Annotated in this window: 14 protein-coding genes, 1 tRNA gene and 1 pseudogene; 8 read left to right on the plus strand and 8 right to left on the minus strand. The window is 67.6% G+C overall.

The window, feature by feature from the left end; translation table 11 throughout:
• Nucleotide 1: 1 nt before the first annotated feature.
• From HEQ16_07115 to HEQ16_07130, 4 genes are all read right to left on the minus strand, one after another.
• Entirely contained in the window at nucleotides 2–517 is a 516-nt protein-coding gene (locus tag HEQ16_07115) for a hypothetical protein (protein MCO4053810.1), read from the minus strand.
• A 59-nt stretch (nucleotides 518–576) separates the two neighbouring features.
• Complete coding sequence (locus HEQ16_07120) at nucleotides 577–1,566, minus strand: tripartite tricarboxylate transporter substrate binding protein BugD (protein ID MCO4053811.1); 990 nt, start codon at nucleotides 1,564–1,566, stop codon at nucleotides 577–579.
• Nucleotides 1,567–1,740: 174 nt separating this feature from the next.
• On the minus strand, nucleotides 1,741–3,288 hold the full coding sequence (locus HEQ16_07125) for a tripartite tricarboxylate transporter permease (protein ID MCO4053812.1): 1,548 nt from the start codon (nucleotides 3,286–3,288) through the stop codon (nucleotides 1,741–1,743).
• Nucleotides 3,289–3,291: 3 nt separating this feature from the next.
• Nucleotides 3,292–3,789, minus strand: coding sequence for a tripartite tricarboxylate transporter TctB family protein (locus tag HEQ16_07130; GenBank protein MCO4053813.1), 498 nt, complete (start codon nucleotides 3,787–3,789; stop codon nucleotides 3,292–3,294).
• Nucleotides 3,790–4,162: 373 nt separating this feature from the next.
• On the opposite strand from HEQ16_07130, the pseudogene HEQ16_07135 reads away from it, so the two are divergent.
• Together HEQ16_07135 and HEQ16_07140 are read left to right on the plus strand one after the other, a co-directional pair.
• Nucleotides 4,163–4,288, plus strand: a pseudogene (locus HEQ16_07135) (pyridoxal kinase).
• A gap of 431 nt (nucleotides 4,289–4,719) precedes the next feature.
• Complete coding sequence (locus HEQ16_07140; protein ID MCO4053814.1) at nucleotides 4,720–5,457, plus strand: TerC family protein; 738 nt, start codon at nucleotides 4,720–4,722, stop codon at nucleotides 5,455–5,457.
• Nucleotides 5,458–5,490: 33 nt separating this feature from the next.
• Here the strand turns inward: HEQ16_07140 and HEQ16_07145 are convergent, their stop codons facing one another.
• Nucleotides 5,491–6,141, minus strand: coding sequence for a 4-phosphopantetheinyl transferase family protein (locus tag HEQ16_07145; protein ID MCO4053815.1), 651 nt, complete (start codon nucleotides 6,139–6,141; stop codon nucleotides 5,491–5,493).
• Nucleotides 6,142–6,158: 17 nt separating this feature from the next.
• On the opposite strand from HEQ16_07145, the gene HEQ16_07150 reads away from it, so the two are divergent.
• Entirely contained in the window at nucleotides 6,159–6,824 is a 666-nt protein-coding gene (locus HEQ16_07150) for a hypothetical protein (GenBank protein ID MCO4053816.1), read from the plus strand.
• Here the strand turns inward: HEQ16_07150 and HEQ16_07155 are convergent.
• Together HEQ16_07155 and HEQ16_07160 are read right to left on the minus strand one after the other, a co-directional pair.
• Nucleotides 6,784–7,443 (minus strand): glutathione S-transferase family protein, encoded by a 660-nt coding sequence (locus HEQ16_07155; GenBank protein ID MCO4053817.1) that lies wholly within the window; start codon nucleotides 7,441–7,443, stop codon nucleotides 6,784–6,786. The genes HEQ16_07150 and HEQ16_07155 overlap by 41 nt on opposite strands.
• A gap of 218 nt (nucleotides 7,444–7,661) precedes the next feature.
• Nucleotides 7,662–8,819: an acyl-CoA dehydrogenase gene (locus HEQ16_07160; protein ID MCO4053818.1), complete on the minus strand. Its 1,158-nt coding sequence runs from the start codon at nucleotides 8,817–8,819 to the stop codon at nucleotides 7,662–7,664.
• Nucleotides 8,820–9,051: 232 nt separating this feature from the next.
• Here HEQ16_07160 and HEQ16_07165 point away from each other — a divergent pair, with 232 nt between their 5' ends.
• Complete coding sequence (locus HEQ16_07165) at nucleotides 9,052–10,770, plus strand: hypothetical protein (GenBank protein MCO4053819.1); 1,719 nt, start codon at nucleotides 9,052–9,054, stop codon at nucleotides 10,768–10,770.
• A 253-nt stretch (nucleotides 10,771–11,023) separates the two neighbouring features.
• Here the strand turns inward: HEQ16_07165 and HEQ16_07170 are convergent, their stop codons facing one another.
• Complete coding sequence (locus HEQ16_07170; GenBank protein ID MCO4053820.1) at nucleotides 11,024–14,062, minus strand: PAS domain S-box protein; 3,039 nt, start codon at nucleotides 14,060–14,062, stop codon at nucleotides 11,024–11,026.
• 284 nt (nucleotides 14,063–14,346) lie between these two features.
• Between HEQ16_07170 and HEQ16_07175 the strand changes: the two genes are divergently transcribed.
• The 4 genes from HEQ16_07175 (at nucleotide 14,347) to HEQ16_07190 (ending at nucleotide 16,625) form a co-directional block, all read left to right on the plus strand.
• On the plus strand, nucleotides 14,347–14,721 hold the full coding sequence (locus HEQ16_07175; GenBank protein ID MCO4053821.1) for a phasin: 375 nt from the start codon (nucleotides 14,347–14,349) through the stop codon (nucleotides 14,719–14,721).
• Between the two features lie 78 nt (nucleotides 14,722–14,799).
• Nucleotides 14,800–15,804, plus strand: coding sequence for a hypothetical protein (locus tag HEQ16_07180; protein MCO4053822.1), 1,005 nt, complete (start codon nucleotides 14,800–14,802; stop codon nucleotides 15,802–15,804).
• Between the two features lie 124 nt (nucleotides 15,805–15,928).
• Nucleotides 15,929–16,005, plus strand: a tRNA-His gene (locus tag HEQ16_07185).
• A 191-nt stretch (nucleotides 16,006–16,196) separates the two neighbouring features.
• Entirely contained in the window at nucleotides 16,197–16,625 is a 429-nt protein-coding gene (locus HEQ16_07190) for an Hsp20 family protein (protein MCO4053823.1), read from the plus strand.
• Nucleotides 16,626–16,639 lie beyond the last annotated feature (14 nt).

Genomic DNA, 16,639 nt, shown 5'->3' on the forward strand with positions numbered 1-16,639 from the left:
ATCAGCCGAAGCGAAGATCGATTCCCGCCGCGCCGAAATCATGCACCTGTGTGCGGACCGGGTTCGGAGTGCCGTCGAACAGTTCGCGCACGGTCGCCTCTTCAGACAGGAACAGGAACTCGCACGCCGCCTCGCCCAGAGGATAGGCGTCGATCGAGTGCCATGTGCCGGGGTGGAGCATCAGCCCGTGTCCCATGAGATCGAAGGCCGTCATGGCCCCGGGCGCTGGCGCCTCCTCCGATGAGGGCGCGACCACGAGCACGCATCGTCCGCCATTGATCGGCTGGCGCGCTTCCGTGACATGGCGGTGGCGCTCGATGATGTGCACGCTTAACGGCTTGGGGTGGTAGCGCACGATCTGCAGGCGCGCCGGGCCCTGGGCCTGGAAAGGCTGCACCCAGGCATCGAAATCGTCCCGCCCGAAGCTGCGCGGGCCTGACGGCGTCAGCAGCCGCCCGAACGGCGCGAAGGCCTCGGCCGTGACGGGCGTGATCGGCAAGGTGATGGAGCTTGTCATGATGCGAAAACGCCTCCCGGCCGGGAGGCGCCTCAAGTTGGACGGCGTCCGCCGGGGCCTCAGCCCTTCGGAACCTCGGCAAGGATCGGGCCAAGCTTGTCCATGTCGCGCTTGATCAACGCCTGGAAGCCCGCCGGCGTGCGCTCGGCGGCGCTCGGGATGACGGCGCCCAGATCGAGCAGACGCTTCTTCGTGGCTTCGTCGTTCAGCGCCTTGTCGAGCGCGTCGACGAGGCGGGCCACGACGTCGGCCGGCATGCCCTTGGGGCCGAGGATGCCGTTCCACGCCTCGATCTGGAACTCGGGCAGGCCCGCTTCCTTCGTGGTCGGCACGTCGGGCAGGGCCGGGGAGCGCTGCTCTGAGGCGATGGCATAGGCCTTGATGGCATTGCCGCGGATCTGCGTGGCGACGCTGACGATCTGGTCGCACATGAAATCGACCTGCTTGCCCACGAGGTCGTTGAGGGCCGGGCCGGTGCCGCGATAGGCGACCGAGTTGATCTTCTGCACGCCGAGTTGGCCCTTGAGCATCGAGCAGGTTGTCCAGGAGACCGAGCCCAGGCCCGCATGCGCCTCGTTTACCTTGTCGGCGTTGGCCTTGAGATGGGCCACGAACTCCTTGAGGTCCTTGGCCGGAAAGTCGGGCCGGGCCACGATCAGGATCGGGGTGCCGCCGGCCAGGCCGATGGGCTGGATGCCGTTGACGGGGTCATAGCGCAGGTTGGCGTAGGTCGAGGGCGCGGCCGAGAGCGTGCCCAGGTGCCCCATGGCGATGGTGTAGCCATCCGCCGCTGCCGTCACGGCGCGGGTGATGCCCGTGGTGCCGCCGGCGCCGGCGACGTTCTCGATCACGATCTGCTGGCCGAGCGTCTTGGACATGTGCTCGGCGACGATGCGCGCGATCACGTCGGTGGGGCCGCCTGCGGCGAATGGCACGATCATGTTGATCGGCTTGTTGGGGTAGCCCTGCGCCTGAGCGGCGCCGGCCAGGCCGAGGCTGGCCGCAAGCGCGGCGGCGCCGATGAGGGCGCGGCGGGTAAGATGGATCATGGATTGTCCTCCGGTGTGTCTGGGTATGGAATCTTTTGTTGGCCTTCAGGCTCCTGCGGCAAGCGCGGGAGCCTGTCGACGGCGCGTCAGCGTAGACGGCTTCGGCGTCGAATCGAAGTCCCGGCGCCGCGAAGCCATGTCGCAGGGTGGATCGGGCAGGGGCGGCGGCCCGGCCTATTCCGTGAACACCGTGTCCCGCTTCTTCGAGATCGACGGCAACAGCGCCACGATCAGCACGATGACCGCCACGATCAGCAAGCCCGCCGATATCGGCCGCTCGATGAAGGTCATGAACGAGCCGCGGGAGATGATCAGCGCCTGACGCATCTTCTCCTCGAGCAGCCGGCCGAGCACATAGCCCAGCAGCAGCGGCGCCGGCTCGAAGCCGAACTTGATCAGCGCATAGCCGAACATGCCGAAGAAGGCCGTCATCGCGACATCGACCGGCGAATTGTTGATCGAGTAGATGCCGATGCAGCAGAACAGAAGGATCGCCGGGAACATCAGCCGGTAGGGCACGGTGAGCAGCTTAACCCACAGCCCGATGAGCGGCAGGTTGATGATCAGCAGCATCAGGTTGCCCACCCACATCGAGGCGATCATGCCCCAGAACAGGTCGGGGTTCTTGGTCATCACCTGCGGGCCGGGGATGATGCCGTGAATGGTCATCGCTCCCACCATCAGCGCCATCACGGCGTTTGGCGGAATGCCGAGCGTCAGCAGCGGGATGAACGAGGTCTGCGCGCCGGCATTGTTGGCGCTCTCGGGCCCCGCAACCCCTTCGATCGCGCCGCGGCCGAAGCGCGACTGGTCCTTGGCCAGCTTCTTTTCCAGCGTGTAGCTTGCGAAGGGGCCAAGCACCGCGCCATTGCCCGGCAGGATGCCGAGCATCGAGCCCAGCACCGTGCCGCGCGCGATCGGCATCGCCGACTGGCGCATTTCGGCCCCGCTCGGCAGCAGGCGGCCCACCTTCTGGCGCACCACGTCGCGCGTCTCGGGATAATCGAGGTTCCTGATGACCTCTGCAAAGCCGAAGATGCCCATGGCGAGGATCGCGAAATCGAGCCCGTCCGCCAGCGGCGCGAAGCCGAAGGTCATGCGCTCCTGGCCGGTCTCGAGGTCGGTTCCGATGGTCGACATCAGAAGGCCGAGCAGGATCATGCTGATCGCCTTGAGGATCGAGCCGCGCGCCAGCACCACCGCGAAGCACAGGCCCATCACCATCAATGAGAAGTATTCGGCCGGCCCGAACAGCAGCGCGAGCCGGGTGAGCGGCGCCCCAAGGCCTGCGATCAGCACGGTGGCGACGGTGCCGGCGATGAACGAGCCGATGGCGGCGATGCCGAGCGCCACGCCCGCGCGCCCCTGCTTGGCCATCTCATGGCCGTCGAGCGTGGTCACCACCGAGGTGGCTTCGCCCGGAATGTTGACCAGGATCGCCGTGGTCGAGCCGCCATATTGCGCCCCGTAATAGATGCCGGCCAGCATGATGAGCGCGCCGGTCGGGTCGAGCCCGAAGGTGATCGGCAGCAGCATCGCGATGGTCGCGATCGGGCCAACGCCCGGCAGCACCCCGATCAGCGTGCCGACGAGGCAGCCGATGAAGCACAGCAGAAGGTTGATCGGCACCGGGATGGAGAGCCCGGGCAGCAGGCTTGGGCTCCACCAGATGATTCTCCAGACAACTTCGAAGCCGAGCGCGAGATTGGCGATGACATCCATCGATCAGTACCCGAGGAGCCAGGGGGCGAGCGGAATCGGCAGGCCCAGAGCATATTTGAACAGGGCGGCGCACAGCGCCGTCATCACGGCGCCGAAGATCAGCACCTCCTTCCAGCGCGTCTCGGGCGAGGCGAAGGCGGAGACGATCGCCACCAGCGGCCCGGCCACGATGAGCCCGATGGGCGGCAGCGTGAACCCGCCCGGCAGGGTGCTGCCACGGATGGTCAGGGCGAAGAGGCAGGCGCCAAGCAGCACGAAGAACAGCCCGCGCACGGTCCAGCGATCAAGGCTCGGACCTTGCGTGCGCAGCGAGCCGAGCGTCAGCAGGAGCCCAAGGCCCGCCACGATCAGCCCGAGCGAGCGGGGCAGCATCCCGGGGCCCATGGCGCGCAACGTGCCCATTGAAAGATTGGAAGAGGCCCAGAAGGCCCCAAGTCCCAGCACGATCAGAAACAGGCCGCCCGCAAAATCCTGCGGAGCAGCGATTCGCACCTTGCCCATACGTCGTTCACCCGTCCCTGGATTGTGCTGTTGTTTTCCGTCGAATAAGCAAGTTTGACGACCTTTGTCCATGGCGCAGGGCTGCAAGGGTCCGTCTTCCGGGGGAAAGGCCAGAATGCGTACCGATACGCCGTCATTGCGAGCGCAGCGAAGCAATCCATACTGCGGCGCAGAAAAGACGGCGGCGTACAAAGGGCTGCGGCGTACAAAGGGCTGGATTGCTTCGCTGCGCTCGCAATGACGATGTGACTCACCCCGCACCTGCCGGCTCACCCGTCTGCCCGCGCACGCGCAGCCAGTGCATCAGCAGCGCCGCGCCCAGAGCCGTGCCGCCGGTGAGCGCATAGGTCGGGCTCGCCGTCAGGAGCAGGAAGCCGCCGCCTCGATCCACGGGCTGCTCAGGCGCACGCTGGAAGCCGGATCGCGCGAGATCGTCACCGTTGCGGCTCAGGACGAGTTCGTGAGCCCCTCGCGCCAGTTTGCGGTGGAGACGGTGTAGCGTACCGATACGCCGTCATTGCGAGCGCAGCGAAGCAATCCAGGCTGCGGCGCAGAAAAGACGGCGGCGCACAAAGGGCTACGGCGCACAAAGGGCTGGATTGCTTCGCTGCGCTCGCAATGACGATGTGACTCACCCCGCACCTGCTGGCACTGGTTCTTCCTGATCCGGGCTGCGCCCTTCACGGAACGCCTGATCGGCGCGGACACGGATGGCTACTGGCTGCAAAAGTGCGGCTCCGGCTCGGCCGGGCTCGGCATCGCCAACCCGGTGGGCCAGATAGGGTCGGGCGCCATGATGCTCGAGCGCCTCGACGAGCGCGAGGCGGCGCTGCAATAAGGGCCAGCCCGTCTTGACGGTCAGGTCGTTTCAGCAGGATAAGCCTTAATCGCACCTGCCTAGCGTAAAATCGACGAAAGCGCGTCTCCGTCATGGATATCACCTCTGGCCAGTTCTGGCTCTCGGTCCTCCAGATCGTCTGGATCGACCTTCTCCTGTCGGGCGACAATGCGGTCGTGATCGCGCTGGCCTGCCGCTCTCTGCCCGAGAAGCAGCGCAAGCTTGGCATCTGGCTCGGCGCTGGTGCCGCCATCGCGCTGCGCATCATCTTCGCGCTGATCGTGTCCTACCTGATGGGGCTGCCCTTCCTGAAGGTGATCGGCGGCCTGCTCCTGTTCTGGATCGCGGTGAAGCTCGTCGTCGGCGAGGAGGAGGGGCACGAGAGCATCGAAAGCTCCGACAATCTCTGGCGCGCCGTCCGCACCATCGCCATCGCCGACGCCGTGATGAGCCTCGACAACGTCATCGCCATCGCGGCGGCCTCGCGCGGCCACCCGGAGCTGTTCATCTTCGGGCTGCTGCTGTCGATCCCGCTCATCATCTACGGCTCGCAGGTGATCCTCGGCCTGCTCACCCGTTTCCCGATCCTGATCTGGATGGGCGCCGCGCTGCTGGGCTGGATCGCGGGCGAAATGATCCTGAGCGACGTCGCCGTGCTCAACTGGCTCAAGACCGCCATGCCGTCCTGGGTCGGCCCCGTGCCGCTCGATGTCAGCCCGACAGGGCTTGGGCCCACGCCGCTGCCCCATTACGGCGCGGCTGTCCTCGGCGCGCTCATCGTGGCGGCGGCGGGCTATGTCATCAAGAGCAGGCGCGCCAGCGCCGCCTGATCCTGAACTGACGCACCCGCCCCGGCGGGTGCGTCACAGCGCGATCGCCAGCGCGTAGCGCCGTCCATCCCTCTCGATGAGGCGCGTGGTGATGGCAGGCGCAAGCCGGCCCGCCACCATCCAGCCGCCTTCTTGCGACGGCAGAACCGGGTTCAGATCCGTCTGCGGAAGGCCGGCGCCGGCCCATTTGCCGTGGGCCTCCTTGGCGGCCCACAGGCAGGCGAAGCCCGGCCAGAGCGCGTCCAGGCTCAAGCTGCCAAGCCAGGCCTGTTCATCCGGATGCAGCGCCGCGAGCGGGATGGAGCCTTCCCCCACCGCCTCGATGTCGGCGCCCACCGGCTGCATGGCGAGCGCTGTGAGCACGAGCCCGTCGCGCGTGGCGTGGCTGGCGTGAAGCCCTTGTGCCGAAGGCGCGCGAACCAGCAGCCGTCCGGCTGGCTCGTGGTCCAGCGTCACGGCGTCAACCGCCACACCGGCCTGGGCCGCGATCACGGCGCGGCTGATGGCATGGCGCAACGCGCTGCGCTCCAGCCGCGTGCGCGGCTTCTCGCCGGTCGCGATCAGCCAGGCGGCGGGCAGGGCGTCGGCGCGGCGGATCGTCTCGAACCAGAGCATGGGCCACGATGGGCCGCAGGCCTGCGCCGCGTCAATGTGCGCGCGGTGGCTGGCCGGGCAAGGCGGCATGCTGTAGCCTTCAGGCCATGACGCTGCCGAACCGGGTCACCCCCTTCATGAGCCTCGAGGCGGCGCCCGCGCGCGGCTTGCTGATGGGCAATCGCGGCGGGCGCTTCCATGATCCCGCCACGCGGGCGGTTCCGGGCCGCCCCTGGTGCAGCCGCCAGTGGATCTGCTGCGTGCTGTCGTTCAAGGGCCGCCAGCGCGCCGTCTGGGGCGCGGGCTACACCGAACTCTTCTTCTGCGACGAGGTGACAGCGCTGGCTTCGGGGCACCGGCCCTGCATGGAATGCCGCCGGGCCGACGCCATGGCTTTTCGCAGCGCGACCATGATCGGCGGGGCGTTCGACCATATGCCCTCCTGCCCCGACCTCGACCGTCGCCTCGACGCGGAACGGCGCATCGGCCGCGCCCATCGCCGCCATGCGCGCGCCTGCGCCGGCCTGCCCGACGGGGCCATGCTCGGGCGTGGCGGGCAGGCCTTCGCGGTGAAGGCCGGCCGGCTGCTGCTGTGGTCGCAAGCCGGTTATGCGCGGGCGAGCCTGCCGTTGCCGGATGGCGAGGCGGAGGTCCTGACCCCGCCGGTGACGCTGGCCGCCCTCGCCGCAGGCTATCGGCCGCTCTGGCACCCCAGCGCGGCTCTGGCCGATGTCACGCCGGCTCGCGATCGCGCTCCGCCATCATCGCCTTGAAGGCCGGCCGCGCATGGCAGGCCGTCAGCCAGGCGTCGACATGCGGCGCGGCGGCGAACAACTCGGGCGCAGGCCTCGCATAGCGCATCACCTCGGCGAGATTGATGTCGGCCACGGTAAAGCGACCGCCGACCACGAAACCGGTGGCCGACAGCGCCTTGTCCAGCACGGCGAAGGGCTTGCGCAGCGCGGCCACTGCGGTGTCGGCCCTGGCGGCGTCGCGCTCCTCAGGCGGCTTCGCCATGCGGTTGTAGAGAATCTCGATCGTGTGCGGCTCGGCCGATGTCGCGGCCCAGAGCGTCCACATCGTCATCAGCCCGTCCTCGGCGATGTCCTTTGGCGCGAGCGGGCCGCCATGCTTCCTGGCGAGGTAGAGGTTGATCGCCAGCGATTCGGTCAGCACCAGCCCGTCATCGACGATGCAGGGGATCTGCCCGTTGGGATTGATGGCGAGGAAGTCCGCGCTCGCGGTGTGGGGGCCGGGGTGGCCTGCTCCGCCGCCGGGCAGGCGATAGGCCTGGATCACGGGCACCTGCTCGAAGGCCAGGCCCATCTCCTTGGCCAGCCAGATGTTGCGCGAGGCGCGCGAGCGGTGGACGCCGTAAAGGGTGAAGGTCATTGCGCTGGTTCCTCGTGAGCGAAAGGGCTCCCAAGCTATAGCCCCGCCTCAACCGGCGGGCCATGGCCCTGGCGCACGAGACCCATGAACGAATGCCATGAACGAATGCCTCGAACGCAATCCAAGAACGCAATCCAAGAACGAATGCCAACGCTGGGGTCCGCCAGTGGCGGCCCTCAGCGCGCGCAGGAGCGCTCTTGCCTCGAACGCCGCGCTGCTCAACTCACTTGCCGCAGGGTCTCGCGGGCGATGACCAGGCGCTGCACTTCCGAAGTCCCTTCATAGATCCGTGTGATGCGCGCATCCCGCGCAAGGCGCTCGACCGGATAGTCGCGGCAGTAGCCCGCGCCGCCATGGATCTGGATGGCGGTGTCGGTGGCGCGGTGCGCCGCCTCCGATGCGAAGAGCTTGGCCATGGAGGCTTCCTTGGCGAAGGGCTCGCCGCGGTCCTTCTTCGCCGCCGCATCCATGATGAGCAGTCGCGAGGCGGCGAGATCGACCTCGCGGTCGGCGATCATCCATTGCAGGCCCTGGAAATCGGCGATGGCGCTGCCGAACTGCTTGCGCTCCCTGGCGTAGCTCTTGGCCGCGTCCATGGCCGCGCGCGCGATGCCGAGCGAGAGCGCCGCGACGCCGATGCGCCCGCCCGCCAATTCGCCCACCGCGATGCGAAAACCATCATTCTCCCGCCCCATCAGGCAGGAGGCCGGCACGCGGCAGCCGTCGAAATGCACGATGTTGGTCGCCGAGCCGTGCTGGCCCATCTTGTGCTCCGCCTTGCCGATCGCGAGGCCCGGCGTGCCGGCCGGCACGAGAAAGACCGAGATGCCCTTGCCCTTCGGCGCGTCGGGGTCAGTCACCGCCCAGACCACGAAGACGCCGGCATATTCGGCGCTGGTGATGTAGATCTTGGCGCCGTCGAGCACATAGCTGTCGCCATCCTTGCGTGCCCGCATCCTCATGCCGGCCGGGTCGGAGCCGGCGCCGCTTTCGGTCAGGCAGAAGGCCCCGGCCGGATAGGTGCCGTCCGCCAGCTTCGGCAGATGCTCGGCTCGCTGCGCCTCGGTGCCGCAAGCCTGGATGACCTCGCCCACCATGTTTGTCACAGAGACGGTGACAGCGGTGGAGGCGCAGGCATAGGCGAGTTCCTCGATCGCCAGCGCGAAGGCGGCCGTGCCCGCTTCCGTGCCGCCATGCGCCGCCTTGACGTTCAGCGTCATGAAGCCGTTCTGCGCCAGCAGCGCGAGGTTTGCGAGCAGGTCGGCACGGCCCTCGCCACGGTCCAGCGTCTCGGCGAAGGGCGCCAGCCGGTCCGCCGCCAGCTTGCGCGCCGCGTCGCGGATCATGATTTCTTCGTCAGTCAGGGCAAAGTGCATGTCGAGCCTCGTTGGGCGGCATTTTGGACGGCCGAGGGGCATGGGGCAATGCGCATCGCGCCGCATCGCAATTTTGTTCCATGCACGGCGCAGCGCCAGGGTATGTCTCCCGCAGCTTGACGAAAGGTCATTGATTATAAAAACTCAGCACCAATCACAGCTTTAGACGCCTTTGCATGACAAAAACGTCAACTGGCTCCAAGTCACATCCTGAAAGCGGGTCTATCGGCCTATGGTCCTGTACAACTCGTTCACGAGATTCAATCCCGGACGCTACGGCAACAAGTCGCTGGCGGAAGCTGCGGCTCTGACGTGCATCCTGGTCCTGGCGGCAATCCTCCGGTTTGTCGGGCTCGGCGATCTCGCGCTCTGGACCGACGAGGCGCTGACGATCGTCCTGGCGAAATGGTCGGTCGGCGAGATGCTGCGCTACCCAACCGATCCGACGCCTTTTCTGTATTACTGGCTGCATGGCCTGCTGTTCTCGCCGCTCGATTCGGCCGCCCGGATGCGCAGCCTCTCGGTCGGGGCAGGGGTGCTGTCCGTCGCGCTGATCTATGTCCTCGCGCGGCTGAGCTTCAATCGACGGATCGCGCTGTTCGCGGCTGCCTTGCTGGCGGTGTCGGGCTCCCACATCGCCTTCAGCCAGGAGGCGCGGCAATACAGCTTGCTCTTCTCGCTGACGCTTCTGAGCAGCATCGGCCTTGTGCTGTACGCGCGCTCGCTCGATGATGCCGCCGAAACTGAAGCGGGAAGGGCGTGGGCGAGGCGGCTGGGGCTTTCGCTGTTCTGCCTCGGCAATGTGCTGAGCTGGTATTCCCACGCGACCGCCGCCATCTGGATCGCGCTGACCAGCATCATGCTTCTCGGCGCGGCGCTCGCCGCCCCCGATCGGAAGGCTCGCCTGACGGAGGTGGCGCTGGCCTACGGAATCATGGCCATCTGCGCCGTTCCGGGCCTTCTGTGGATCCTTGCCGGCTACCGCTATGGCCACGAACATGTCGAATGGCTGCAGCAGCCCGGGCCTGTCCAGTTCATGAGCCGCGTCGCCGAGATCTATCTGCCCAGGGGCTTCTGGAATCTCCCCTGGATCAGCGGGCCGGAGGAGCGTCTGGTGATCAAGTCCGTCGTCGCGGCCGCCGGGGGGCTCGGCTTGATCGCTGCGGTGGTAAGGGCGCTGCCCGTGCTGAAGGCCAGGTTTCCGCGGCACAGATTGGCCTTGCTGCTGGTGTTGTCCTATCTGGCGGCGCCAGTCGTGATCTGGATCGTGGGCTTCGTCTCCCTTCCTGTCCTGCTGGCGCGGACCGTGCTGTACAGTCTGCCGGGCTTCATCCTTCTGCTGGCGATCCTGCTGCCGGCTGAGGGCAAATGGGCGCTTCGGGCGCCGCTCGCGATCCTCGGCATCTATCTCGCCTCGACGATCATCGAGATCCCGAGACGCGAGAAGGATGATTACCGGGGCGCGGCTGATCATCTGGCCGCCCATTTGCGGGCCGGCGACGTGATACTGGTCTGCCCGTCCTACGATTATCCGGGTCTGCGCCACGCCACGCAGGCGGTCATTCCCGCCCCTGTCCTGGCTGTGATGGGCGACGACAAGATCCTTCAGCTGGAGGCCGCTCTCGGCTCGGATTTGCGCTGGGACGAGAGCTTCCACCGCCTGGTTCTGGTGCCTGAGCTGGAAGCAAGGCTTGGCGCGCGGTTGGGAGAGGCTCCTGCGCCGTCCCTGCTGACGCCCGGCTCCGTCTGGCAGAGCCTTGCGCCCGGCGCGGCGGTCTGGCGCTTCGATGGGCGCTGCAAGGATTCCTGGTCTCGGGATGATGTCCGGACGCATGCCGACAGGGCGGTCAACGGGCTGACGCTTGATCCGCAGGGAGGCTGGCGCCAGGTCAGCTGGGTGGACGGAAAGCTCCGCCTGCAGATCAGCCGTTACGTCCGGGCGATGCCCTAGGAACCACCGGGAGGGGGGTCCGCTCGGCTCGCCAGAACGCGCTGGGGCAGGGAGGTCGGCTCCAGCAGCGCGCGCCATGCATCCTCGCACCGGCCAATCATGGGTCGATCATCGCGGTCGGCGCCTGTATTGAGTAAAGCGTCGTTCCCGCCCGGCTGAAGGATGACGACCCTCGTCCTTTTCGTGACGGTGCTGGGGAGTCGCGCAAGCATGCCGCCATGACTGTCGCCACCGTTGCAGGGCGCGACGGCTCTCAGCTTGCCAGAACGCGCTGCGGCGGGAAGGTGACCTCGACGAGCGTGCCTTCGTTCTTGGCGCTGGTGATCTGGATCGCGCCCTTGTTGGCTTCGACAAGCGCCTTGGTGATCGGCAGGCCCAGGCCGGTGCCGCCCGTGCCGGCGGAGCTGGCGCGGCGCGTGGAGGCGACCTGTCGGAAGGGCTCCATCGCCATGCCGAGTTCCTTCTCGGTCATGCCGATGCCGGTGTCGCGCACGCGCAGGATCACCTCGCCCCGGTCGCCCAGCGCGGTCGACAGGATGACCTGGCCGCCCGCATCGGTGAACTTCACCGCATTGGACAGGATGTTGATGACGATCTGAAGCAGGCTGCGCTCATCGGCCACCACCGAAGGCAGCTTGGGCTGCAGGCCCGTGCGCAGCACCACGCGCTGGCGGTTGGCCTCCGGCTGGAGCAGCCCGACGGCGGTCGAGGCGATGTCGTTGAGGTTCACCCCGGTGAAGGTGAGGTCCATCTTGCCGGCCTCGATCTTGGCGAGGTCGAGCAGATCGTTGATGAGGCTGATGAGATAGCCGCCCGACTGGTGGATGTCGCTGAGATATTCCTTGTAGCGCTCGTTCCCGATCGGGCCGAAGCGCTCCTCGCTCATCACCTCGGTGAAGCCCAGGATGGCGTTGAGCGGCGTGCGAATCTCGTGGCTGATTTTGGCGAGCACATCCGATTTCTGCGCGCTGGCCTGCTCGGCGCTGCGGCGAGCCTCCACAAGGTCGGCTTCGGCGCGCTTCCAGGCGGTGATGTCGCGCAGCACCACCGAGTACTTGCGCTCCGGATCGTCGGCGACGCGGCCCATGGTCATGTAGAGCGGGATGCGCCCGCCCTGCCGCACGCGGCCGGTGACCTCGCGCCCGTCGTTGAGCAGCGCCGCGACGCCGCCGCCCTTCAACCCCTCAAGATAGTCGAGCGCCGTGATGTGGCTTTCCGGCGCCAGCAGCAGCGTGAAGTTCTCGCCGGTGACCTCGCGCTGGTCATAGCCGAACAGCGCCTCCGCCGAGCGGTTGAGCGAAAGGATTCGCCCGCGCTCGTCCAGCGTCGCCACCCCGTCGGTGGCCGTGTCGAGGATCGCGGTCAGCTCGCGCTTTTCCGCCTGGGCGCGGGCGAATTCGAGCTTCAGCGCCTCAACCCGCTGCGCGTCGACATTGTCGAGCGCGCGGCGGAACGACATCAGCGTCGCCGCCTCGCCCTGCCAGGAGATGGCCGAGAGCCGCGCGTCGACCGGCTCGAACTCGCCGTCGCGCCGCAGCAGGGCCAGCATGCCGCCGCCCTCGGTTGGCGCGCCGCCACGGAACAGCCTTTGCTCGCCCACGGCAGCGAGGGCATCGAAATCGTCATGGTCGAGCAGGTCGAGCAGGGTGCGGTTGGCATAGATCATCCGCCCCCCCTGCATGACCAGCACGCCGATGGGCAGCTTGTCGAGCAGGCTTGCGAAGAGATCGTCCGGCGCTGGGGCGGGCGGCTCGGCGTCGAAGATGCGCCGTGCCTCGCGGTTCACCGCGTCAAGCCGCGCTGCCTCGAGGCGGGCCACTTCGAGCTTGGCGAGCTCGAGCCGAGCCGCATCGAGCCGTCCAGGGTCGTGCCTGTTCGTGTCGGCGTGCTCCTCCGGCTCCGGTTGGTCCGCCGCGCCGCGGAGGGCGGATGGCGTCGGCGAGGCGGCGAGAGCCGAGGCCGGCTCGTCCTCGCCATCGATCCGCGCGCCGAGCGCCTTGGCGATTTCCCGGAAGGCATTGCGCTCGGAACTCGTCAGCCGCGGGATCTGCACGTCGAGCGGCCTGATCCGGACCACATTGCTGGGGGGCGGCAGGGCGATGACGGGTGCGCTGACCTGAGAATCGGCCGGTGGAGCCGGCGGCAGCGCATCAGGCTGGTTGGCTGGCTCTTCATCCGCAATGGCGTCGGCTGCTCCAGGTTCGAGGCTGGCCGGCTCCGGTTCGGCAGCGATTTCGGCAGCGATCTCGGTCTCATCCGGCTGCTGCGCCCCGGACTCGCTTTCGTCCGCCGCCGCAGCGGCAACTTCCGGCGTGACAGCTGCAGATGCAACGACAGGTGCGACGGCGGATGCGTCAATCACCGGCGGGGCGGGCTCCGCCTCGGCCAGCGCCGGCGGGAAAGGCTCGGTCGCATCGGTCTGGACGATGCCGAAGCCGCGCCAGCCCAGCAGGCTGCGCGCGCTGTCCGTCACCGGCAGTCCCGACAGCGTGACCCGATAAGCCCGGTCGCTGCGATGGATGCGCCACAGGCTCTGCTTGCCGCTCCAGGTCCGGTCTGCTGACAAGGCGCGCCCGACCGCGCCGTCAGGGTCGTGCACCACATCGCCGCACAGCTCGCTCCAGTGCCGGCCCGTCATGGCATCGGCCAGTTCCTGCCCGAATATGGAGACAGCCTCAGGCGAAAATGAGCGGATCAGGCCATCTGGCGCCAGCTCCCAAAGAAAGCGCAGCTTGGCCGGCAAGGTCGCGGCCGGCGTCGCGGCAGGCCAGGCCGCCAGCCCGAGGGCGTTGGCAGCCGCCGCAGTCTCGGACGACTCCAGGACCGGCGTCTCCAGGACCGGCGTATCCAGGACCGGCGTATCCACGACCGGCGTCTCCAGGACGGGCTTATCCAGGACGGGCATGTTCGCGATTGGCGCCGCAGCCGCCTCAAGCTCCGCCACGCCCTGCGCGGCGACGAGCAGCGTCAAGTCTCCATCCGCGCCCATCAGGCGCCTGCAGGCGCAGGTCAGGATCACTGGACCAGCCGCAAGGGGCAGTTCAAGCCGCTCGAGGCGCACGCCGCCCAAGGGCGCGAGCCCGCCGGCGAGTCTGGCGAGCCGCGCGGCCGTCTGCGGCGCAAAGCCGCGCTTCGCCAGCGCGAGCCCGGCGGCGTTGCCGTTGACGGGGTTTGCGCCCAGCTTGTCGAGCAGCATCACAGCGGCATCCTGCCGGAGGAACGGCGCAAGGCCGGCGTCGCGCTCAAGGCGCGAAACCAGGTCCTTCCAGCATTCGTTTGGGGCAATGCTCAACGTGGGGCCGTCCACTTGCTTAATGAACCCTTAATATAACGGCGCCGGGGTCAGAATCCATTCATCAAATGGCCTTGGTCCCGCCTGCATGATGTGACGGTTAATGACGCTGCGTCCGCTGTCCGGCCTGCTGGTTCGCGGGTTTGCGCGGTCGTCTGCGGCGTCGGGGCCATGCCTTGATTTGTGCGTCGCAACATGATATTGCGCTGCACAATAAAAGGCATCGGAGAGGGCGGCCTTCCCTCGGCCCGTTCCCCATGCCCAACCCGAGGAAGGAAGCTGCCATGGTTGCCAAGCCCCCCTACGACGTTCCCCCTGAAATGCGTGAGTTCGCCGAGAAGAGCGTTGACCAGGCACGCAAGGCTTTTGACGGCTTCATGGGCGCTGCCCATAAGGCGGTCGAAACGGTGAGCGGCTCGACCGAGTCCGCCCGCGCCAATGCCGAGCAGTCCGCCCAGAAGGCGATGGCCTATGCCGAGCAGAACGTGGCCGCCGCCTTTGACCTCGCTCAGAAGCTTGTCCGCGCCAAGGATCCGGCTGAGGTGCTGCAGCACCAGAACGAATTCGTGAAGGTGCAGATGGCTTCCTTCCAGCGCCAGATGAATGAGCTTGGCGCTGCCGTGCAGAAGGCAGCGAGCAACGCCACCAAGACGAAATGATCCACGCCGTCCCGGCCGGGACCTTCGGGTCCCGACCGGGACGGGTTACCCAACAGCCGCCAACCGGATGCAAAAGCCATGAACAAGCCCGCAAAGCCCGTCTCCCTCGCCCCCGTGAAGGCGCTTTCGACGCCTGCTCCGGTGGCCCAGCCCGCGCTCGCAAAAGTTGCCGAGACGCCCGTCGAGAAGCCTTTCGCCGCGCAGGCCGAGAGCGCGCAGCCGCAAGCGGTTGCAGCGCCCAGGGTTGAAGCGCCGAAGCCCGAGGCCGCGACGGTCGAGGCCACCAGGCCGGAAGTCCCGAAGGCTGAATCGCCCAGGCCCCAAGCTGACAGGCCGCAGGCTTACAAGCCCGCTGCTGGCATGCCCGAGGCTGGCAAGCTCGAAGAGAGGCCAGCTGCTGGCACCGTCGCCGCACCGGCCCCGCCCAGTGTCGTGGCCATCACGCCTGCCTCGGCTCCAGCGAAGCCGGCAGAAAAGGCCGCAGTCCAGATGCCTGCCCCCAGGGAAATTGTTGCCAGGCCTGCCGCTGCCAAGCCTGCCGCTGCCAAGTCCGGGCCTGCCAGGCCTGCCGCTGCCAAGTCTGCCGCTGCCAAGTCCGGGCCTGCCAAGTCTGCCGCTGCCAAGTCCGGGCCTGCCAAGCCTGCCGCTGCCAAGTCTGCCGCTGCCAAGTCCGGGCCTGCGCCCAAGGCGGCTGGCAAGATTGCTGACGCGGCGCCTGCCAATCCACTGTCGGCGTTAGGCTCCCTGTTCTCCATGCCCGGCCTTTCGCCCGGCTTCGTGCCGCCTGCTCTCGCGGCCACCGAGTTTCCAGTTCCCGCTTTCAGCGCGGACATGATGGCCGAGTTCGCCTCGCGCTGGCTTGATGCCGCCCGCACGCTCGGGACGGTCCAGGCACGGCTGCTCGATCATGGCGTGAGGCAACTCAAGGCCGGCATGGCCGAGTTCGAGGCCTGCGCCCGCTCGTCGCATCCGTCTGAATTGGTGGTGATCCAGGCCCGGGCGCTTCGCCGCAGCAGCGATGACCTCACCGACACGATCAAGGCCGTGTCGGACACTGCGCGCAAGGCTGCCGCGCCGCGCTGAGCGTCGCGGCCCGGATTTGAGGGGGGCTTCGGGTGGGCGCGTTCCTCACCGGGGCCGGCCTTGCTTTTCCGGCCGGCAAAGCCTAGACGTTCGCGCCGCGCAGGGGTATTGAGCCTCCCGACGTGCCGCCATAGCTCAGTTGGTTAGAGCGCTAGATTGTGGATCTAGAGGTCCCCCGTTCAAGCCGGGGTGGCGGTACCATTCTTCCCGTCCGGCCTGGCTCGGCACAGCGCGGTGGCGCCGCGCCTGGCGCTCAACCGGCGGCTTTTCCGCCCTTGCGCCGCCGCATCTCGACCCCATATCATCGTTGCGGCCAGATCAACGGGCCGTCGCTTGCGCCGCATGAGGCGGGCTTGCGGATTTTCACGAAGTGCCTAGCAGGGCTTCGATCGATGACACGATTTCCTTCGCTGTCGCACCCGTTCATGCTTGGGTTCGACGATATCGAGCGAGCGCTCGACCGGGTCGCCAAGGCGACCAATGACGGCTATCCGCCCTACAATATCGAGCGCGTCAGCCGCACCGAAACAGAACCGGAGAGGCTCCGCATCACGCTCGCGGTGGCAGGCTTCACCCGCGAGCAGCTCGAGATCACGCTCGAGGAGAACCAGCTCCTGATCCGGGGCCGCCAGGTCGAGGACAAGAGCCGGGCCTATCTCCACCGCGGGATCGCCGCTCGCCAGTTCCAGCGCACCTTCCTCCTCGCCGATGGCATGGAGGTGCTGGGCGCGGACCTGTCCAACGGCCTCCTCGCGGTCGATCTCGCACGGCCGGAGCCCGAGCGCATCGTGCGCCGGATCGACATTCTCGCCCGCGACTGACCCTTTCGGCATAC

Origin of the sequence: Bosea sp. (in: a-proteobacteria) (assembly GCA_023910605.1) — a bacterium.
In the GTDB taxonomy this organism is placed as follows: domain Bacteria; phylum Pseudomonadota; class Alphaproteobacteria; order Rhizobiales; family Beijerinckiaceae; genus Allobosea.

What these genes read in the sequence shown, in the direction of transcription:
- HEQ16_07130 (MCO4053813.1), bottom strand. Translation starts at nt 3,789, where the DNA reads ATGGGCAAGGTGCGAATCGCTGCTCCGCAGGATTTTGCGGGCGGCCTG.
- HEQ16_07115 (MCO4053810.1), bottom strand. Translation starts at nt 517, where the DNA reads ATGACAAGCTCCATCACCTTGCCGATCACGCCCGTCACGGCCGAGGCC.
- HEQ16_07190 (MCO4053823.1), top strand. Translation starts at nt 16,197, where the DNA reads ATGACACGATTTCCTTCGCTGTCGCACCCGTTCATGCTTGGGTTCGAC.
- HEQ16_07150 (MCO4053816.1), top strand. Translation starts at nt 6,159, where the DNA reads ATGACGCTGCCGAACCGGGTCACCCCCTTCATGAGCCTCGAGGCGGCG.
- HEQ16_07120 (MCO4053811.1), bottom strand. Translation starts at nt 1,566, where the DNA reads ATGATCCATCTTACCCGCCGCGCCCTCATCGGCGCCGCCGCGCTTGCG.
- HEQ16_07180 (MCO4053822.1), top strand. Translation starts at nt 14,800, where the DNA reads ATGAACAAGCCCGCAAAGCCCGTCTCCCTCGCCCCCGTGAAGGCGCTT.
- HEQ16_07175 (MCO4053821.1), top strand. Translation starts at nt 14,347, where the DNA reads ATGGTTGCCAAGCCCCCCTACGACGTTCCCCCTGAAATGCGTGAGTTC.
- HEQ16_07145 (MCO4053815.1), bottom strand. Translation starts at nt 6,141, where the DNA reads ATGCCGCCTTGCCCGGCCAGCCACCGCGCGCACATTGACGCGGCGCAG.
- HEQ16_07140 (MCO4053814.1), top strand. Translation starts at nt 4,720, where the DNA reads ATGGATATCACCTCTGGCCAGTTCTGGCTCTCGGTCCTCCAGATCGTC.
- HEQ16_07165 (MCO4053819.1), top strand. Translation starts at nt 9,052, where the DNA reads ATGGTCCTGTACAACTCGTTCACGAGATTCAATCCCGGACGCTACGGC.
- HEQ16_07160 (MCO4053818.1), bottom strand. Translation starts at nt 8,819, where the DNA reads ATGCACTTTGCCCTGACTGACGAAGAAATCATGATCCGCGACGCGGCG.
- HEQ16_07125 (MCO4053812.1), bottom strand. Translation starts at nt 3,288, where the DNA reads ATGGATGTCATCGCCAATCTCGCGCTCGGCTTCGAAGTTGTCTGGAGA.
- HEQ16_07155 (MCO4053817.1), bottom strand. Translation starts at nt 7,443, where the DNA reads ATGACCTTCACCCTTTACGGCGTCCACCGCTCGCGCGCCTCGCGCAAC.